Annotated in this window: 16 protein-coding genes and 1 other annotated feature; of the genes, 9 read left to right on the top strand and 7 right to left on the bottom strand. The window is 37.7% G+C overall.

Annotation, left to right across the window (positions count from 1 at the left end):
• Positions 1–3: 3 nt before the first annotated feature.
• Positions 4–219, top strand: a binding site (T-box leader).
• A gap of 50 nt (positions 220–269) precedes the next feature.
• The 5 genes from proS (at position 270) to IHV12_RS07385 (ending at position 5,533) form a co-directional block, all read left to right on the top strand.
• Entirely contained in the window at positions 270–1,700 is a 1,431-nt protein-coding gene (gene proS / locus IHV12_RS07405) for a proline--tRNA ligase (RefSeq protein ID WP_197190435.1), read from the top strand.
• A gap of 121 nt (positions 1,701–1,821) precedes the next feature.
• Positions 1,822–2,142, top strand: coding sequence for a PadR family transcriptional regulator (locus IHV12_RS07400; RefSeq protein ID WP_197190434.1), 321 nt, complete (start codon positions 1,822–1,824; stop codon positions 2,140–2,142).
• Between the two features lie 13 nt (positions 2,143–2,155).
• A complete protein-coding gene (locus tag IHV12_RS07395) occupies positions 2,156–3,193 on the top strand; it encodes an HAAS signaling domain-containing protein (protein ID WP_197190433.1) in 1,038 nt (345 codons plus the stop codon).
• Between the two features lie 90 nt (positions 3,194–3,283).
• On the top strand, positions 3,284–4,192 hold the full coding sequence (locus tag IHV12_RS23045) for a GNAT family N-acetyltransferase (RefSeq protein WP_197190432.1): 909 nt from the start codon (positions 3,284–3,286) through the stop codon (positions 4,190–4,192).
• Between the two features lie 87 nt (positions 4,193–4,279).
• Positions 4,280–5,533, top strand: coding sequence for a dicarboxylate/amino acid:cation symporter (locus IHV12_RS07385; protein WP_197190431.1), 1,254 nt, complete (start codon positions 4,280–4,282; stop codon positions 5,531–5,533).
• Positions 5,534–5,689: 156 nt separating this feature from the next.
• Here IHV12_RS07385 and IHV12_RS07380 read toward each other — a convergent pair whose 3' ends face one another.
• The 3 genes from IHV12_RS07380 to IHV12_RS07370 all read right to left on the bottom strand — a co-directional run bounded on the left by IHV12_RS07380 (position 5,690) and on the right by IHV12_RS07370 (position 8,173).
• A complete protein-coding gene (locus IHV12_RS07380) occupies positions 5,690–6,688 on the bottom strand; it encodes an inorganic phosphate transporter (RefSeq protein WP_197127387.1) in 999 nt (332 codons plus the stop codon).
• Between the two features lie 12 nt (positions 6,689–6,700).
• Positions 6,701–7,318: a DUF47 domain-containing protein gene (locus IHV12_RS07375; protein ID WP_197190430.1), complete on the bottom strand. Its 618-nt coding sequence runs from the start codon at positions 7,316–7,318 to the stop codon at positions 6,701–6,703.
• Between the two features lie 261 nt (positions 7,319–7,579).
• On the bottom strand, positions 7,580–8,173 hold the full coding sequence (locus IHV12_RS07370; RefSeq protein ID WP_197127388.1) for a TetR/AcrR family transcriptional regulator: 594 nt from the start codon (positions 8,171–8,173) through the stop codon (positions 7,580–7,582).
• A 145-nt stretch (positions 8,174–8,318) separates the two neighbouring features.
• On the opposite strand from IHV12_RS07370, the gene IHV12_RS07365 reads away from it, so the two are divergent.
• From IHV12_RS07365 to IHV12_RS07355, 3 genes are all read left to right on the top strand, one after another.
• Positions 8,319–9,206, top strand: a complete 888-nt coding sequence (locus IHV12_RS07365) for an ABC transporter ATP-binding protein (RefSeq protein ID WP_197190429.1) — start codon at positions 8,319–8,321, stop codon at positions 9,204–9,206.
• Positions 9,203–10,009, top strand: coding sequence for an ABC transporter permease (locus IHV12_RS07360; protein ID WP_197190428.1), 807 nt, complete (start codon positions 9,203–9,205; stop codon positions 10,007–10,009). The genes IHV12_RS07365 and IHV12_RS07360 overlap by 4 nt, the downstream gene beginning before the upstream one ends.
• 199 nt (positions 10,010–10,208) lie before the next feature.
• Positions 10,209–12,077 carry a heavy metal translocating P-type ATPase gene (locus tag IHV12_RS07355; protein ID WP_197190427.1) on the top strand — a complete coding sequence of 623 codons (1,869 nt, stop codon included), beginning with the start codon at positions 10,209–10,211 and terminating at the stop codon, positions 12,075–12,077.
• 44 nt (positions 12,078–12,121) lie between these two features.
• Here IHV12_RS07355 and IHV12_RS07350 read toward each other — a convergent pair whose 3' ends face one another.
• The 4 genes from IHV12_RS07350 to IHV12_RS07335 form a co-directional block, all read right to left on the bottom strand.
• Positions 12,122–12,703, bottom strand: a complete 582-nt coding sequence (locus IHV12_RS07350; protein ID WP_197127392.1) for a YtxH domain-containing protein — start codon at positions 12,701–12,703, stop codon at positions 12,122–12,124.
• A 244-nt stretch (positions 12,704–12,947) separates the two neighbouring features.
• Positions 12,948–13,136, bottom strand: a complete 189-nt coding sequence (locus tag IHV12_RS07345; protein ID WP_197127393.1) for a cold-shock protein — start codon at positions 13,134–13,136, stop codon at positions 12,948–12,950.
• 67 nt (positions 13,137–13,203) lie between these two features.
• A complete protein-coding gene (locus IHV12_RS07340) occupies positions 13,204–14,157 on the bottom strand; it encodes a helix-turn-helix transcriptional regulator (protein ID WP_197190426.1) in 954 nt (317 codons plus the stop codon).
• Between the two features lie 212 nt (positions 14,158–14,369).
• Complete coding sequence (locus IHV12_RS07335; RefSeq protein WP_197127395.1) at positions 14,370–14,813, bottom strand: MarR family winged helix-turn-helix transcriptional regulator; 444 nt, start codon at positions 14,811–14,813, stop codon at positions 14,370–14,372.
• Positions 14,814–15,039: 226 nt separating this feature from the next.
• Between IHV12_RS07335 and IHV12_RS07330 the strand changes: the two genes are divergently transcribed.
• Positions 15,040–15,882 carry a DegV family protein gene (locus IHV12_RS07330; protein WP_197190425.1) on the top strand — a complete coding sequence of 281 codons (843 nt, stop codon included), beginning with the start codon at positions 15,040–15,042 and terminating at the stop codon, positions 15,880–15,882.
• The last annotated feature ends 27 nt before the right edge of the window (positions 15,883–15,909 follow it).

Here is a 15,909-nt window from a genome sequence, read left to right as displayed (position 1 = left end):
AAGTAGAAAACGAAGAAGAGGATTAGTAAATCGATTCTGTCTTTCAAGAGAGGAAGCTGTTTGGCTGCAAAGCTTCTACTGACAAACGATTGAACCTGCCTCTGAGTTCTGTATCTTATTCCATTAATAAGATATTCAGCGGTTAAATACCGTTATCATGAAAGAGTGTAAAGCTAAGCTTTGAATTAGGGTGGTACCGCCATGAAATTGGTCCCTAATGAAAAAGTTTAGCTTTTTTTATTTTCTAATAATAGTGAGGAGTGCAACCTATGGCAAAAGAATTTGTAAAAGATGTAACGAGTATGCAAGATGATTTTGCTCAATGGTATACAGATGTTGTTACAAAAGCTGAACTTATCGATTATTCAAGTGTTCGAGGATCTATGATTTTAAGACCTTACGGATACGCAATATGGGAGAACATTCAAAAGGAACTTGATAAGCAGATCAAAGCGACAGGTCATGAGAATGTGTATATGCCGCTTTTCATACCAGAAAGTCTGCTTCAAAAAGAAAAAGACCATATTGAAGGATTCGCACCTGAAGTAGCATGGGTAACACATGGTGGAGAAGAAAAGCTTACAGAACGTCTTTGTGTTCGCCCCACATCTGAGGTTCTTTTTGCCGAGCATTTTAAAAACATTATCCATTCTCATCGCGATCTTCCAAAGCTCTATAACCAGTGGTCGAACGTTGTGAGATGGGAAAAAACCACAAGACCTTTTCTTCGTACACTTGAATTCCTCTGGCAGGAAGGACATACGTGCCATGAAACAGATGAAGAGGCACACGAGGAAACGGTCCGTATGCTTAACGTATACGCTGATCTCTGTGAGGAATTCCTTGCAATACCGGTCGTGAAGGGTCAGAAAACGGAGAAAGAAAAATTTGCTGGAGCGAAATACACTTATACGATTGAAAGCCTTATGCATGATGGGAAGGCGTTACAGTCTGGAACTTCTCATCATTTAGGAGATGGATTTGCCAAAGCGTTCGGTATCGAATTTACGAACAGAGAAGGTAAACTGCAGACCGTTCAGCAGACATCATGGGGCTTCACAACTCGTATTATTGGAGCGATGATCATGGTTCATGGTGATGACCGCGGGCTAGTCGTTCCTCCAAAGATAGCACCAACTCAACTCATGATCGTACCGATTGCTCAACACAAAGAAGGTGTTCTTGATTTTGCCTACGATTTAAAAGATAAGCTTTCACAGACCATTCGAACTGGAATTGATGCAAGTGATAAAAAACCAGGGTGGAAATTTAATGAATATGAGATGAAAGGAATACCTCTTCGTCTTGAGGTTGGGCCGCGTGACATTGAGCAAAACCAAGTCATATTAGTTCGTCGTGATACAGGAGAAAAAGAAACAATATCTCTGCAAGATTTAGAATTACACATACAAAATACATTAGTTGATATTCAGAGTAACTTATTTAAAAAGGCAAAGGCTCATCGAGAACATCAAACAACGACAGTCACTACATTTGATGCATTTAAAAATGAACTAACTGATAAAGGCGGGTTCATTAAAGCGATGTGGTGTGGAGATGAAGCTTGTGAGAATTTTATTAAAGATGAAACAGGTGCAACATCAAGATGTATACCATTTGAACAAGAAAAGCTCTCAGAAAAGTGCGTTTGCTGTGATGAAGAAGCTAAGCAACTTGTGTACTGGGCAAAAGCATATTAAAGGAAAGGGGTCAGACCCGGGGTCTGACCCCTTTCTTTATTTTTAAATATAATAAATTTCATAATATTAGGAACTTTACATTACTGTATGACATACACTATACTATAATCGAGGTGATTGCATGAGCGAATTAATTTTCTCTCTAAAGACAGAACTGCGAAGAGGAACTTTAACTTTAGCAGTTTTAAGCCAGCTCCAAACACCGCAATACGGGTACTCACTCGCACAACGGTTAGAAGAGAACAACGTATCTATTGATCAAAGCACATTGTATCCACTTCTTCGAAGGCTTGAAAAGCAAAAGCTGCTGACGAGTGAGTGGGATACAACCGAGAACCGACCTAGAAAATATTATCTTTTGAGCGAGTTTGGTCAAGAAGTGTTCAGACAGCTGAAAGAAGAATGGCAAAAAACGTCCATGCAATTAAATTCGATGTTATAAGGAGGAATTCCAAATGAATTTGATTGAAACATATATCAGTGAAGTGACACAAAGACTTCCCGAAAAAATAAGGGATGACATTGCGATGGAATTAAGGTCTACTATCGAAGATATGCTTCCTGATCAATACACAGACAAGGATGTTGAAGTGGTTCTAATGAAACTAGGAGATCCTGTAAAACTCGCAGGCGAATACAATAATAAGCCTCGTTATCTCATAGGTCCTATGTTTTATGAAAGTTATATCAATGTCTTGATAGTAGCAGCGATCATTTCTGTTGTAATCAGCAGCCTTACGCTTTTTGTAAACGGTATGATTACGTTTGAGGGCGATAAATCTCTATTCACTGTAATGGCTTTTATCGGTCAACTTTGCTTGAAGATGCTCTTATCCAGCTTGAATGTTTTGTTTCAAGTTTTCTTCTGGGTAACGATTGTTTTTATCATGTTAGAACGATCAGGAGTTTTAAATGGTGATCTTTACACGAGAAAAAAGAAAACATGGTCTCCGTCCGATCTATATCAACTTAAGAAAGTAGTTGCGAAAAGACAGATTCCAAAAGCGGAAGTTTTCTTTAGTTTATTCTGGACAGCAATTTGGGCAATAATCCTATTTAAGTCGTCTGAAATGATCGGCTGGTATGAGCAAAGTGGAAAAGGATTAGAAGGACTTACGCTCAAAGCTCCACTATTTAATGAAGAAGTTTTGTTCACGTATGCTCCTTTTATAGTTTTGCTTATTCTTATTGAAGTGGGTCTTGCTATCTATAAATTTTTCATTGGAAGATGGACGAATCTGCTTGCTTCTTTGAACTTAATCTATCATTTTATTTCGGTAGGATTACTTTGCTTTATGCTAACGGATGAAACTCTTTATAATAAGTCATTTACTCAAAAACTATATGACACCGTCCCGGATGTTCCAGCATTTTGGTTTGTATCCACAATAGCAACACTCATGGCTGTATTTTCCATCATTGATATTATTACGGGCTTCAATAAAGCAAATAAATCAAACGCTGCCATCGACCAATGGATGAAGAATGGATAAGAAAAAGGCTTCTAAAAAGAAGTCTTTTTATTTTTGAAATGGAACAATATGTTAAAGTTTAATAGTAGAAAAATACGAAGGAGGAATAACGTGTTTACGATAGTAAAAGCAGATTCTTCAAAAGCGAAAGAAATCGCAATCTTCATTGCAAACGAAAACAGAATCACCTCTAACTATTGCGGTTATTGTGGTGAAGAAGAGCATGAAATTCTCCATTCACTAATTGAAGACGTTTCAGATGTTCCTTACAATGAATCCTTCGCATTGGCTTATGAGGATGATCTCCTTGTAGGAGTGATCGGATTTGATGCAGATCTCGAGAACGGAAACGCAGAAATATGGGGACCTTTTATCCGGCATAGTGAGCACCAGCAAATTACTAAACAGCTTTTGGAGTTTTTACTTCAGCTCATTCCCCAAAGAATTAACACGGTTCATTTCTTTATCTCTACAGAAAATACAAATCAGAGAGAGTTCCTACTACATAATGACTTTATGGATCAAGAAAGTAAACATACAATACTTACGGTCAATAAGGAATCCTTAACAACCACAAATTTAGTAAAGAACATAAAAGAACTGACAGAAAATGATAAAGATGTTTTCAAAAATCTCCATGATACCCATTTTCCTTCTACTTACTACAATTCACAACAGATCATTGAACGAATTAACGAGTTTCATAAAGTGTTTGTTTATGAGACTGAAAATGAAGTGTCAGGTTACATTTATGTGGAAATACAACCTGAGTTTGCAGAAGGTTCTATTGAATTTTTCGCTGTAGATGAAAACCATCGAGGAAAAGGAATCGGCATACAGCTATTAACCTATGCCGTCAAATGGATGCTTAGTAATCCGCACATGAGAAGTATTGATCTATGCGTAAACCATGAAAATAAACAAGCGATCAACCTATACCAGAGAATCGGGTTTGTTATTCAAAAAGAACTATTTCATATTAAGAAGCAACTTTCAGCAGAAACATATTCTAGAAAATAGTACTATTTTTACTTCACCTCTATGAAAAATATTTTTTCCGTATAAAATAGATAGAGTGATTATGAATCTATTTAAGGGGAGAATGTTATGAAAAACACTTGGAAAGCCTATCGTTCACCGATTATATTGCTCCTCGCAATTATTGCCGGAAGCATCATCGGTTCGACGATGGGGAAGGACGCTGCAGTCCTTAAACCGTTCGGCGATCTGTTTCTAAACGTTATGTTCATGATTGTCGTTCCACTCGTTTTCTTTTCGATCTCATCGAGTGTAGCGAGTATGGCTGGAACTAAACGTTTTGGTAAGATTATCAGCTCTATGCTGATCGTCTTTTTATTCACAGGAACGGTTGCTGCTATCATCAGTATGGCTGGAATTAAAATCTTTCCGCCTTCTGAGGGTGTGAAGATCGACTTAGTGAAGCCTGATACAACGGGTGAGGAAGTATCGATTGGTGATCAGTTAGTTAGTACAGTCACTGTGCCAGATTTCGTAGATCTATTAAGTCGTGCCAATATGTTAGCACTAATCCTTTTTTCTGTGTTGTTAGGTCTTGCAACTTCGAAAGTAGGAGAAAAAGCAAAGCCGCTCGCGAACTTCCTTTCAGCGGGAAGTGAAGTTACCCTTCAGATGGTGAAATATGTGATGTATTATGCACCGGTTGGTTTAGGAGCATACTTTGCTGCACTTGTTGGTGAATTCGGCCCAACGTTGCTCGGTTCATACTTTAAAGCAGTCTTATTCTACTATCCGTTCTCTATTCTTTATTTCTTTGGTTTCTTTACCTTATACGCGTTCATGGCTCATGGAAAGCTTGGTATCCGTGTGTTTTGGAAAAACATGCTTTCGCCATCTGTAACGAGTTTAGCAACGTGTAGTTCTGCTGCGAGTATTCCTGTTAACTTAGAAGCTACTAAGAAAATGGGAGTACCTGACGATATTAGTGAAACGACGATTCCGCTCGGTGCAACGCTGCATAAAGACGGATCTGTTATCGGTGGGGTATTAAAGATCACGTTCCTTTTTGGAATATTTGGAATGGACTTCTCAGGATTCAATACTTATCTTCTTGTTGGTGGAGTTGCTCTACTAGTCGGTATGGTAATGGGAGCGATCCCTCAAGGCGGACTGATAGCGGAGATGCTTATTCTATCTCTGTTCGGTTTTCCTCCTGAAGCTCTTCCAATAATTGCAGCGATCTCTGCCATTATTGATCCTCCAGCTACTTTATTGAACGCTACAGGTGATAATGTCGCAAGTATGATGACAGCGCGTTTAGTTGAAGGTAAGAACTGGCTGAATAAAAAGACAGGTTCGTTAACAGAACAAAAAGGCGCATAATCTATTTACATCTCTAACTCATCTTATGTTGAGTTAGAGATTTTTTTATGGAAAAAATGTGTATCTACTTTGTTATCGCATCCCAATCATTGGCTGACTGTAAAAGCAAAATAAAAAAAGCCTTCCGCTAACTAATAACGGAAGACTTAAGTGTAACTAAAAGATTAAGTTTAATACGAGATAAGATAGAGCAGCTAATGTCGCAGAGATCGGAAGTGTGATGAACCAAGTGATGATCATTGTCTTAGCAGTTCCCCACTTAACCCCTTTTAAACGGTGAGACGCACCAACTCCTAGGATAGAAGAAGTGATAACGTGCGTTGTACTTACTGGTATACCTAAGAAAGATGCTCCAAAGATAACTGAAGCTCCCGTTAAATCAGCAGATACCCCGTTAACTGGACGAATCTTCATGATCTTTCCGCCAACCGTCTTAATAATTTTCCAGCCACCTACAGAAGTACCAAGACCCATTGCAAGTGCACAGGAAATCTGTACCCAAAGCTGAATATCAGTGCTTTCCGTGTAGCCGTTCGCGATTAGTGCCATCGTGATGATACCCATCGCTTTTTGCGCATCATTCGTACCGTGGGAATAAGCTTGAAGCGCAGCAGTAGCTACCTGCACTTTACGAAAACCGTTATTTGTTTTCGTTAGGTTCGTATTTTTAAATATCATCTTAATAACGTTATAAAATATAAAACCAACAATAAATGCTAGAATCGGAGATAGAAGTAAACCATAAATAATTTTTAGAAAACCAGAATAATGAAGTGCTTCAAAACCAGCAGCTGCAATCGCAGCACCAGCTATAGAACCGATAATTGCATGTGAAGATGAACTTGGAATTCCATAGTACCAAGTAATCAAGTTCCAAGCGATTGCCGCAACAAGAGCAGCAAGGATAACGACTGACCCGTTAGGAAGTGTAAATGGGTCAACAATATCTTTGGTGATCGTTTTTGCAACACCAGTGAATGTCATGGCTCCGACAAAGTTCATGACAGCAGCTAAAATAATAGCTCTTCTTGGTGTCAACGCTTTTGTTGAAACAGATGTTGCAATCGCGTTCGCCGTATCATGAAATCCATTGATAAAATCAAATGCAAGCGCACCGATTACAACAAGAATGGTAATGAGTAATACTGTATCCATACCAGCCACCCGTTACGCGTTTTTCATGATGATAGATTCTAAAGTATTTGCAACGTTCTGGCAGCTGTCGGCAATGCCTTCAAGCACTTCGTACATTTCTTTATACTTAATAACTTTGATCGGATCTGTTTGTGTTGAGAACAACTCACGCTGTGCTTCACGGTAAAGATCGTCACATTTTGATTCGTAATCTTTAATTTTGATAGCATGTTCACGCATATCAAGAAGTTTTTTCTCTGATAACAAATTAACAGTAAGCAGAATTTCTTCCGCACTTAATTTAATGTATTCTACAAATTTAACCATGTATTGATCTGGATTTGTAATTGCGTAAATATCAAACAATGCAGAAGATTGCTCGATACCATCTAAAATATCATCCATGCTCATGGCAAGTGATAAGATGTCTTCTCTTTCAATGGGTGTAATAAATACTTTGTTCAGTTCCATGATAACGGTATGAACATAAGAATCACCTTTAGATTCTAGTTCTTTTAAGTGGTCCGCAAACTCGCGAAGATCATTTTCGTTGTTAATCTTAAATTCGTGGAAATAACCAGCAGAGTCCTTCAAGTTGCTAGCAATATCCGTTAGCATGACCATGAACTTGTCCTTTTTCTTTGTAAACATAGTACCCTCCAAAAGAAATGTCTTTTATCCTTTTTCTTTTACGTTTTTTATAGTGGTTATTTTTTTCTGTTTTTTTAACCACCCAACACATTATACAAAAAAATAAGAGTTTTTGTCGAAAAAGAATGAATTGTAATCAATTATTTACAAAAGATTAACAAGGTTAACCTATCTTTTTATAATTTACACACACAGAATTTACAATGTAAATGATTTGAAATGTATTCTTTATATTCTTCTAACTCATCATTCCTTAACGTATTATTTAGAATCTAGTGGCACAGAAAGCCCATAGAAGAACATTTGTAAAATATCTGTTGCTAGCTTTTTTCCATTCTCTCCTGTGATCATTGAGATAAGCATATCGTTATTGAAAAGTTGGATGTATACCATTATCGATTCTAAAGAAAGATCAGGATTGATCTCACCATTATTTTGAGCACTTCTAATCAGGTCAACTATTAAAGGAATTGCATACTTAGATTGAAATTCCGTTAAGTAAATTTTTAACTCCTCATCGTTTAGCATCATCTCTTGAATAACTTCTGGATGAATGTTCAGTACGTTATTCGTCTTTTGATGGATGCTTGCGGTCATTTTTTCTTTAAAAGAAAGATCCTTCTGAAATAGCTTCTTATGAAATTTGTATTCTTCTTCAACAAATTCTTTAATCACTTCACGAAACAAGGCTTCCTTGCTGCCAAAATGATTATAGATGGTTACTTGAGATACCCCAGCATGTTTTGCGAGATCTTCTATTTTTATTTCTTTAATGCCTTGTTTTTGAAAAAGCGAGAAAGCAGCTTGTTTAATATCTTTTTTCTTCTGTTCCTTACGACGTTCGTATCCGTTCAAATTTCTTCACCTCTTTACTAGGATAAAACATATTTTGAAAAATAACAAATCACATATTTCAAAAAGTATTGCTAAGTACGACGAAAAGGGTTATGATTATTTTGAAATATAATAAGTTTAATATTTCAAAAAGGTGGGTGTGACGATGATTATCGTAAAGGGACTGTCAAAGCGATTTACTGCAGAAAAAGGTTTGTTCGACCTGAACTTTGAAGTGCAAAAAGGTGAGGTGTTTGGATATATAGGACCGAATGGAGCGGGCAAATCAACAACCATTCGTCACTTGATGGGTTTTATGAAACCAGATAGTGGGCATTCTTCAATCGATGGAATGGACTGTTGGAACAACGCTGCACGCATTCAAGAACAAACAGGATACCTGCCCGGAGAGATTGTTTTTTTAGAAGGGATGACAGGGCTTGGCTTTTTGTCACTCGTTCAAAAGATGCGAAAGCAAACCTCTACAAAACGGAGAGACGAATTAATTGAAAGATTTCAGTTAGATGTAAAAGCACCAATAAGGAAGATGTCTAAAGGGATGAAACAAAAAGTGGGAATCATAGCAGCGTTTATGCATGAACCTCAAGTTCTTATATTAGATGAACCTACATCGGGGCTAGATCCACTCATGCAGCGTGTTTTTATCGATCTTATCTTGGAAGAAAAACAAAATAACAAAACGATACTAATGTCATCACATAGTTTTCAAGAGATTGAGCGGACTTGTGATTCGGCAGGAATCATAAAAGACGGAAAATTAGTAGCGCTAGAAGATATGCATAGGTTACGTACGGTACAACGACGTGTATTTGAAGTGAAAGTTAAGTCTGAAAATGATATGAATACCATTCTTCATTCCAATTTGGATACAGAAGTAAAAGGGGAAAGAACGGTTCATGTTACGGTTCAAGGGAACGATCAGGAATTTCTTCAATTGTTAAGCGGCTGTGAGGTTCAACATATCGATACACGGCCACAGGATTTAGAAGATATTTTTATGCATTATTACGACAGAAGGGAAGTGACGAAATGAGCTTGCCTTTATTCCTTGCGATGATGAAAAGTCACGGAAAGCTGATTGCCGGGTTCATATACGGTGCTGCAGCTTATATTGTCCTGATCATTTGGATATATCCTTCTATTGCTGATATGAAAGGATTTAACGATATGATCGCAGCTCTGCCAGAAGGCATGCGAAAGCTGATCGGTATGGAGAATGGCATAAATTCGCTATCAGACTATGTAGCGGGTGAATTTTACGGTATGTTGTTTTTGATCATATTGATGGTATATGTGATCTTGACTTCAACTCGGGTGATGGCACGCCTGATCGATCAAGGTTCAATGGCCTATATGCTCGCTACACCAAATTCAAGAGTTAAGGTTGCTATCACACAGGCGGTAGTATTGCTTACCGGACTTGCATTGATCGTAGGGTTTACAACGCTTAGTGGCATTGCAGCAAGTGAATGGTTGATTCAAGGGTATCAATTGGATATTCCTTCTTTTATTAGAATGAATGTACTGACCTTTCTTATCTTCTCAACGATCGCAGGTTATTGCTTTTTTATCTCATCGGTAAGTAATGATGAGAAAAAAGCGCTCGGAATTTCTGCTGGGATCACGCTATTGTTTTATATGTTGAACATGGCAGGTAAACTAAGTGAGAAAACAGAATGGATGTTAAACTTTTCGATTTTTAAATGGTACGACCCGGTTAAGTTGATCAACAATGAAACGGACGCGATCTGGATCGGTTGTTCTCTAAGTATCTCAACATTTTTATTGTTCATGGTTAGTGTGATCGTGTTTAAGAATAGAAATCTTCCGTTATAAATATTCTAAATAGTTCGACTAACGTGTATAATATTAATAAACAAAGTCACCAAAATAGAAATTCCACATACAATGTTAGTGCTAGGAACCGAATATTGGATAGTTTTCAGGCTGCTGTCGTAAAAGACGGCAGCATTTCTGCTTTTTAAGGGTACTTGAGGATGATAGTTATTATCAATACAGCAGGAGGGGAAGTTTAATGGAACTCTCTGCACGAACACAACTGTTAATGGCAACGACGTCTGGCATCTTCATATTAACGGCATGGATGATGGAAAAGTATTCAGAGTCTCCTTATTTTGTGCTCTTTTATCTGTTAGCTTTCATCGTAGGAGGCTATGCAAAAGCGGTTGAGGGGATTCAGGAAAGCATTAAAGAGCGACAATTGAATGTTGAACTTCTTATGATGTTTGCCGCAATTGGATCAGCTGCGATTGGCTATTGGGGAGAAGGCGCTGTTTTGATCTTGATCTTTGCTTATTCTGGTGCGCTAGAGATGTACACTTTACAAAAAAGTGATAAAGAAATCAAAGCATTAATTTCTTTGCAGCCTGAAGAAGCTTGGCTTTTAATGGAGGATAAGGAATATAGAGTGGAAGCTTCCTCCTTAGAACCTGGTAACCTTATAAAGGTTAAGCCAGGAGAACGGGTGCCTGCAGATGGAATCATCGTAAAAGGGAACTCTTTTATTAATGAATCCGCTCTAACAGGTGAGCCCCTTGCTCGAGAGGTCTACGCATCATCGGAAGTATTAGCAGGAACGTTGAATCAATCTGGATTATTAGAGATTTCTGTGACGAAACACATGAAAGACTCTGTGTTTCAAAGAATGATAGATTTAGTGAACAACGCTCAAAGTGATGCTCCGCCAGTGCAAAGGAAGATTGAAGAGTTTGAAACAAAATATGTTCTTTTCGTATTACTGGCAGCAGCCTTAACGTTTCTAGTGCCTGGATCGATTGGTATTTGGAGTTATTCCGAATCTTTATATCGAGCTTGTGTTCTACTAGTTGTTGCTTCTCCTTGTGCACTTGTAGCATCGACAATGCCAGCATTACTTGCTTCGTTATCTAACGCAGCGAAAAATGGGATTCTATTTAAAAGTGGTGTATTTTTGGAGAAGTTGAGTTTAGTGAACGTAATTGCTTTTGACAAAACAGGTACTTTAACAAAAGGCCGTCCCACTGTGAAACATGCTGAGTTTCTCCATTCTTCTTGGGCAAAAGAAGAGTTGATCTCAATCATCCATGGAATTGAAAGTAATAGCATACATCCTCTTGCAAAAGCTATTAATGAACATCTTAAAATTCATCTAGAAATAAAACCTATAAAACTGAATGCGTTTGAGGATGTTGCAGGAATGGGTGTGAAAGCTCACATCCAAGATACTATATGGAAAATAGGGAATCGTGAGTGGACTGATATAACAGAAAAGCAAGAGTGCGAGCTGTTGATGAGGATAGAGGACAAAGGAGAAGAAACTGGACACACTGTTGTCTATGTAACGGCTGATGATCAGCTCACAGCCTATTTTCTACTAGGAGATACTGTAAGGGAAGAGACCATTCAAGCGATAAAAGATCTACAAGAAAAACAAATTTTAACGATCATGCTAACTGGTGACTCTAAACGTGGAGCAGAAATGATCGGAAGAATCGCGAAGGTAGACGAAATAGGTTTTTCGTGCATGCCTGAAGATAAAGTTAAGACCGTGAAAAAATGGAAAGATAAAGAAGCGGTGGTAGCTATGATCGGTGATGGTGTGAACGATGCACCTGCTCTCGCTATAGCAGATGTTGGTGTAGCGATGGGAATGGGAAGCGACGCCGCCATTGAGACTGCAGATGTAATCCTCGTAAAAAATGATCTAAGCAAGCTGCTTTATGCCATGCAACTATCTGAACGTTTATCAAAAATTATTAAACAAAATATCATTTTTTCAATCAGTGTTATTTTATTTTTATTATGTGCGAACTATTTACAGTTCCTCACGTTGCCATTTGGGGTGATCGGGCATGAAGGAAGCACGATACTAGTGATTTTAAATGGGCTCCGCTTATTAAAATAGCCACAGAAAAAAGCCGGACTTAACGTCGCGGCTTTTTATCTGAATTAAAAAGTATTATTGTTTATATCACTTTGTTTTTTTTCATAGCTAGAATCTGTTCCTGTCTTTTGCTGTGTATCAGTGGAAGAAAGGGTACGAGGCGTTACAACAGCTTTTGTTTGCGTGTTGGTTTGATAGTTGTCTTTTTCAGCCTCTTGTTTTGCTTCTTCTATCGCAGATTGTGTTTCACTTTTTACCTCAGTCGCCGTATTCTTCGCTTCCTGTAGCTTTTGACGAGCAGAAAGAGAAAGGTTTCCGGATTTTTCTTTTATAGATGCAACCGTATCTTTAGCATCCATAGTTCCAAGTTTTGCTTTTAGCATTGTTTCATCTTTCATCTGTTGCGTGCGTTCTTTCAATTTGATAGACGAATCACGAAGATCGTTTCTAAACTCATTTCCGTTTTTAGGAGCATATAATAATGCTGCAGCAGCCCCTACAAGACCTCCCACTACTAAACCTGTAGCAAAACCAGAAGCATTACTTTTCTTGCTAACGTTAGTATCAGCAGTATCTCGTGTTTGGAAGTCGGAATGTGTAAAGACCGGTTCCGCAGTAGTCGTTGTTGTGTTTGTATGGTTAGGCATAGTATTGAATCCTCCTTTTAGTCTGTATAAAACCCTACCCGGAACCTATTGATGATAAACATGAAGCATGAAGGCGTGATGAATATTAATAGAAACAAATTTATCGTTTAGGATGGCATGATGGAAAGCAAATAATATATTTACTCTATATACGGTTGATAGAGAATGATAACTCCAAAACGTTATAAATTTGAATATAGAAAAAGCCGGGCAGCAATCACCCGGCCGAATTCTATTTATTTCATTAACTCTTTAATTCTGGAAGCATACGAATTTCTTCATTCATTGCTGATTTGCAAATGGGGCATTGCGGTTCTTTTTGCAAAGAATAGTCAGCGCGCATCCAGCATGAGCATCCATCACTCGTACATGCCCAAACCTTCGTTTCTACGTCTGGAATCGGCTCTGCAGGTTGTTTTGAAAAAAAAGCCATAGATATCCCCCTTTTCTGTTCTACTTATAGTATACGCCTAAAAGAGGAAAAATATGTATCAATTTGATTACATATTTAAAATAAGTTCATATTGAGCAGAGATTTCCCTTGCCCAGCGTGCATGAATCTCTTTAATTTCTCTCGGAGATTTTATTGAAATGTTCGTTTTCATTGGCCATAAATACTCGGCAGCTTTTTCAACATAAGTTGCCAAAATATCTCCTGTCAGACTGTATAAACCATCTTGTTTCATAGTAATAAATTGCTTAAGAAAAGGGTGAGACTCACAATAAGTTAATTCTTCTAGTAATAAATCTGCTTCGAGTCTAACATAGTTTCTTGGTGAGATTTGAGATGCCCAGTTATGAATAGTTACCTCGGTAAAATCTTTTACCTCTATTGGTTCATAATTTATTACAGCATGCTTGATATCTGATAGTGTAAAAACGTGATAATCCATGAGCGAGTAACAATATGCTGGACAGTACCATTCACCATTTTCGCTATAAAGCCCAATCAGTTGAATGTTGCTATACATTTTTTGTTCTTTCATCGTATATAGGATCGTGACAATCTTTTGTTTGATTGAAGCTTCAAGAATAACTGGCGCAACCTGACTTTTTGGAGGTAATGGTAGCTGCACCAAAAGTCGTTTTTGAATTTGAGTCCAATTTTCTTTAGCATCTTCTGGCATGAACTGATGCAGTTTATGTAAAATAGATTTACTTTGGGTTTGAAAAGGAAAACTTGATTCAGTGTATGCTTGCAAACTAAATAGAATAGAGGAAGCCTCCATTTCGGTAAATCCAATCGGAGGAAGAATACGATCGTTCTCGATGCGATATCCGCCGTGTGGTCCGAATTCAGATACGATTGGAAGGCCCATCTCGATCAGATTTAATAGATCACGTTGAATGGTTCTTGTAGATACTCCAAATTCATCAGCTAATTCCTTTAAGGTAAAATGCTTTTTAGAGTTTATGGAAAGCAGTAACCGTTCCAGTCTTTTTATTTTTGACATGTTAGACCCCTAATTGAAATATTCATATATTAAAACTTTTGTACTAGTCTTTGTATGTTATATCGTACAAATATGCTGAAATGTTAGAGTTTATCCAAATAAAGTAAGAATAAATTAAAAAACACGTTAATCCATTGGATAACGTGTTGATTTCGTAGTATGAAAGGTAGGAAAACTAATCTGCGGTCATTGTTATAAGCAGTTTTTTAATATTAGTTCTTTACTATTGAAGAAAGGCGTTCAATACATTGAACCATATCCGCAAGCTGTTTATCAGTGAGCTGTGACATGTACTTGATCAGTACACCGTTTCTTTTTTCTTGAATTGCATGAAATGCCACTAAACCAGTTTCATTTAATTGCACATATACAATTCTTCGATCGAGGTCAGAGCGATAACGATCTACTAATCCTCTTTTAACGAGTCGATCGATGATAACGGTAGTAGCACTTGCACGTACTTTCATAGCGTCAGCAATCTCGGAAACCGTCCATTTTTCACGAGATGATAAAGTCTTTAATATTTGGAATTGAGTAGAAGTAATCTCTTCTTCTTCCCATATTTCAGGCTTTATCACGTCCATGATCTCATTAAACGCTTTCTCTATACGCTCTACTTCCATTAATACATTTCTACTATCTGCCACCACTTTCACAGTACTGCCTCCTTAGCTTACATTACTCCTATTTTAATATAAATTTCCGATAAGTTCCATTAAAGAGTAGTATAAAGTATCTAGTTTTCAATGTGTATCTCTGTGCTAGTATTTAAACTATTGAAATATAGGTTTAATTTAGAAACAAAAATATATTTCCTGATAAAAGAGGAATTCACTTGTTACTATCTAATAAAAAATAGAGAGATAAAGGGGGATGTGCAAGATGGCACGTATTGCTTGGATTACAGATAGTACAAGCTGCATAACACAGGATGAAGCGAAAGAACTTGGCATTCATATTATTCCTGTATCTGTCATAATGGAAGATAAAATTTATAAAGACGGTGTAGATATTACCCCGGATGAATTTTATGCAAAACTTGAAAGTGTTTCTGAACTTCCAAAAACGAGCCAGCCAACAGTTGGAGAGTTCTCAGACTTTTATGAAGTTCTGAAACATAACTATGATTGTGGAATTGCCATACATGTTTCTGAAAAATTCAGCGGCACGATCAATGGTTCTAGACTTGGTGCGGAAATGGCAGATTTTCCAGTACATATTGTAGATTCAAAGATTTTATCTGAATCAATGAAACAACTTTTGTTAAAAGGAAAGAAACTTGAATCTGAAGGATTGGAAGCTCAGGAAATTGCTGCGATGCTGCGTGAAACAGCAGATCATGTAAAAGGCTATGTTTGCATCGGGAGTCTTGAGCAATTAAGAAAAGGTGGTCGATTATCTGGTGCAAGCTTCCTTGTTGGAAATCTTCTTCAGATCAAACCCATACTTACCTTTGACGATGGTTCACTCGTACCATTTGAAAAGATCAGAACGTTAAAAAAAGCAGAATCTCGTGTTCTCGCTTTGTTTGAAGAAGCGGCAGAAAATAAAGGTGCTTATGGTGTAAGTGTCGTATACAGCGGCTCCTCAGAAAAAGCTGAGGATTGGCTTCACCTGTTAAGAGAGAAGTATCCACACATTACATTCAATCTAGGGCAGCTGAGCCCTGCGATCGGCGTCCACGTTGGTGCAGGCACCCTCGGCCTCCTCTGGTTTGAAGAATAGGGGTCTGACCCCACACAATTACAAACA

It is taken from the genome of Fictibacillus sp. 7GRE50, assembly GCF_015903875.1.
GTDB lineage: Bacteria > Bacillota > Bacilli > Bacillales > Fictibacillaceae > Fictibacillus > Fictibacillus phosphorivorans.
The sequence above is the reverse complement of the archived record's forward strand: the minus strand, read 5'-3'. Positions and strand labels throughout refer to the sequence as shown.

What these genes read in the sequence shown, in the direction of transcription:
- proS (WP_197190435.1), top strand. Translation starts at nt 270, where the DNA reads ATGGCAAAAGAATTTGTAAAAGATGTAACGAGTATGCAAGATGATTTT.
- IHV12_RS07400 (WP_197190434.1), top strand. Translation starts at nt 1,822, where the DNA reads ATGAGCGAATTAATTTTCTCTCTAAAGACAGAACTGCGAAGAGGAACT.
- IHV12_RS07395 (WP_197190433.1), top strand. Translation starts at nt 2,156, where the DNA reads ATGAATTTGATTGAAACATATATCAGTGAAGTGACACAAAGACTTCCC.
- IHV12_RS07385 (WP_197190431.1), top strand. Translation starts at nt 4,280, where the DNA reads ATGAAAAACACTTGGAAAGCCTATCGTTCACCGATTATATTGCTCCTC.
- IHV12_RS07380 (WP_197127387.1), bottom strand. Translation starts at nt 6,688, where the DNA reads ATGGATACAGTATTACTCATTACCATTCTTGTTGTAATCGGTGCGCTT.
- IHV12_RS07375 (WP_197190430.1), bottom strand. Translation starts at nt 7,318, where the DNA reads ATGTTTACAAAGAAAAAGGACAAGTTCATGGTCATGCTAACGGATATT.
- IHV12_RS07365 (WP_197190429.1), top strand. Translation starts at nt 8,319, where the DNA reads ATGATTATCGTAAAGGGACTGTCAAAGCGATTTACTGCAGAAAAAGGT.
- IHV12_RS07360 (WP_197190428.1), top strand. Translation starts at nt 9,203, where the DNA reads ATGAGCTTGCCTTTATTCCTTGCGATGATGAAAAGTCACGGAAAGCTG.
- IHV12_RS07355 (WP_197190427.1), top strand. Translation starts at nt 10,209, where the DNA reads ATGGAACTCTCTGCACGAACACAACTGTTAATGGCAACGACGTCTGGC.
- IHV12_RS07350 (WP_197127392.1), bottom strand. Translation starts at nt 12,703, where the DNA reads ATGCCTAACCATACAAACACAACAACGACTACTGCGGAACCGGTCTTT.
- IHV12_RS07345 (WP_197127393.1), bottom strand. Translation starts at nt 13,136, where the DNA reads ATGGCTTTTTTTTCAAAACAACCTGCAGAGCCGATTCCAGACGTAGAA.
- IHV12_RS07340 (WP_197190426.1), bottom strand. Translation starts at nt 14,157, where the DNA reads ATGTCAAAAATAAAAAGACTGGAACGGTTACTGCTTTCCATAAACTCT.
- IHV12_RS07330 (WP_197190425.1), top strand. Translation starts at nt 15,040, where the DNA reads ATGGCACGTATTGCTTGGATTACAGATAGTACAAGCTGCATAACACAG.